Source organism: Prevotella sp. DNF00663, assembly GCF_001553265.1.
In the GTDB taxonomy this organism is placed as follows: Bacteria; Bacteroidota; Bacteroidia; order Bacteroidales; family Bacteroidaceae; genus Prevotella.
In genome coordinates this window covers 1-2,280 of the sequence record NZ_KQ960658.1, presented here as the reverse complement: position 1 = coordinate 2,280, position 2,280 = coordinate 1, and the positions used below count along the sequence as shown (strand labels likewise).

Annotated in this window: 3 protein-coding genes; all 3 read right to left on the bottom strand. The window is 27.1% G+C overall.

The genetic code is table 11. The features are described from left to right. Positions 1-4 precede the first annotated feature (4 nt). The 3 genes from HMPREF3034_RS10260 to HMPREF3034_RS12685 all read right to left on the bottom strand — a co-directional run bounded on the left by HMPREF3034_RS10260 (position 5) and on the right by HMPREF3034_RS12685 (position 2,248). Positions 5-757, bottom strand: a complete 753-nt coding sequence (locus HMPREF3034_RS10260; RefSeq protein WP_062435345.1) for a hypothetical protein — start codon at positions 755-757, stop codon at positions 5-7. A 212-nt stretch (positions 758-969) separates the two neighbouring features. Further along, a complete protein-coding gene (gene gwsG, locus HMPREF3034_RS10250) occupies positions 970-1,971 on the bottom strand; it encodes a grasp-with-spasm system ATP-grasp peptide maturase (RefSeq protein ID WP_062435338.1) in 1,002 nt (333 codons plus the stop codon). Between the two features lie 82 nt (positions 1,972-2,053). Beyond that, complete coding sequence (locus tag HMPREF3034_RS12685; RefSeq protein WP_156431107.1) at positions 2,054-2,248, bottom strand: hypothetical protein; 195 nt, start codon at positions 2,246-2,248, stop codon at positions 2,054-2,056. Positions 2,249-2,280 lie beyond the last annotated feature (32 nt).

Genomic DNA, 2,280 nt, shown 5'->3' with positions numbered 1-2,280 from the left:
ATTTCTAAACTAAGAGTTTTGCAGAGTTCTCCATATATGAATCCATTGTTGGTATAATAAAATATTCTGGAGATATAACACCACAATCCTTGCAAAAATCTAAATCTCTTTTTATAAAGGAAATATTATTAAATCTTAAAGTAGAGAGATCTTTAAATGAATTATAAATTGTAAAATGAATGAAAGGATATTGCTTTACAATAGCAATTAAATCTTCAAGTCGATTTTCTTGTGCATCTTCTTTTATAACAAATTCAATATGCGAAAAACGCTTATCTATTGCATGATGTATAATCTTATGAAAAATATCTGTACCTACTACCGAGTAGAACCTAATTTGAATCTTTTCACAAAACAAATCGTTTAATTCGATAAATATTTTTTCAAAATTATGAATTTTGTTTTTAACATCAATTATTGCATTCGATATTATCGAATAACAGTCCCATTCAACATTTATAGGTGGAAATAAAGATACATTTTCTACAAAAGCACCTAAATCTTTCGATACTAAAAACATAATTAATTCTTGAAAACTCTCAACAGTTACCTCATCCTCACACATTAATAATATTTCTCTAATTCGATATAAACTAATTGTAGAGAGAATATCATAAAACTGAGTGTCAAAAAAATACATTTGCTGATTTGTAATATCTAATATAGAACTTTTAACAAGGCCTCTAGAAAGAAAACAATCAGAATAAATTATGAAATATTTATCTAAATTTTTATGTATAATGGAATAATCTTTCATTTTTTAGATTTTAGATATGGGTTTCTGCAACTCGTAATAGACAATTGTCCCTTGCAGCTCTTTATTATATCTGTATGCATGAATAAATTTATCGGGTTTTGGATTTTTTATATATAATATAAAATTATATATTAATGGATAATAAGGTCTATACCTTTTGCATATCATTCCTAATTTGAATATTTTTAAATTATTTTCAGTTTTCATCTCTTTTACAATATATTTGCTATTTTCCTTTCTAAATAATAATTGCATGGGTAGGAAGTCATTGCAAATTGACCTACAGGATTAATTTCGAGAAAATAATAGCTATTATTCTCATCTACAATAATATCAACAGAACCAGTATTCAAATCTAATTTCTTAAATAAAAGAAAAAGTTTATTTTCTATATCTTGCGGTAAAGTGTATGGCACCATTCTCATTTTTTTATGAGAACATATGGGCTTTCTGTAATCAGTAACAGTTTCGTTTATCTTTTGTGATAAAATAGCCATAGAATAAACTTCCTCATTTAATATAAAACATCTTAATTCGTATTTCTTTTTTATTTCTTTTTGAAATAATGAAGGGTAAAACTGTTCTGGTATTCTATTAAAAAAAGAAGGTTGAATCCTCTCCACGTATGAGTAATAGTTAGCTTTTTCAGAAAAATAGTAAACTCCTCCTTGACTTATTGGTTTCGTTATATAAAAGTCATTTTTATTTGTGTTTAAAAGGTTTTGTAAATCTTTTTTTTGTGTAAGCACATAAGTGTCTGGTATTAATAGACCAATTTTTTGTGCAATACTTAAGACTTCTAGTTTATTTACAACATTTGATTCGGACAAACCTAGTTGTTTGATTTCAGACAAAGCAAAAAAAGAATGGATGTAATTTATAAGAAATTTAGCCTCTTCATTTACTACGGATTTAATATATACATTATTATTTTCCGTTGGAAGTAACTTATGCTTTATAGAAAAGTCAATACCCAAACCCACTTTAGAAAATCCATCTCGTCTATTCCAAACAGATGTAACATCTGCTAAATTAATGTATTGTGAATTAATTGAAACAATAATTTGATTATGGTTTAAATCACAAGATATAAACTTTACATTATTATCATTTACATTTCCATGAATAACAATATATTCTTTCCCTAGATATTTGAGCCATTTCCCAACCTCATGCGTTGAAGCATCATCTGTCCTCCCTAAAATTAAAATCATATAATCTAAAGGTTACGTTCTACGCTTATTTTTAACTATAAAAAAGGGAAGTTAAACTTCCCTTTTTTTTAAGTCGAATTAATTACCATTCATATTCTGTCATGGTAATAAACTCAGTAGGCACTTCTCCTGTTTTAGTTACTTCTCCAACTGAAGAAGTATGAGAAACACCATTACCTGTGGTTATTTGACCACCACGAATGTTCTTTTGAGAACTAAAATCTAACGCGCTCGAAGTAAAGTTTCCGAGCTTTAACTTTTTTAATTTCTTTTCCATTCGCAAGTTCAACATAGAACTGCAATTTCAGG

Coding starts and splice junctions, on each gene's coding strand:
- HMPREF3034_RS10260 (WP_062435345.1), bottom strand. CDS start 757: ATGAAAGATTATTCCATTATACATAAAAATTTAGATAAATATTTCATA.
- gwsG (WP_062435338.1), bottom strand. CDS start 1,971: ATGATTTTAATTTTAGGGAGGACAGATGATGCTTCAACGCATGAGGTT.
- HMPREF3034_RS12685 (WP_156431107.1), bottom strand. CDS start 2,248: ATGGAAAAGAAATTAAAAAAGTTAAAGCTCGGAAACTTTACTTCGAGC.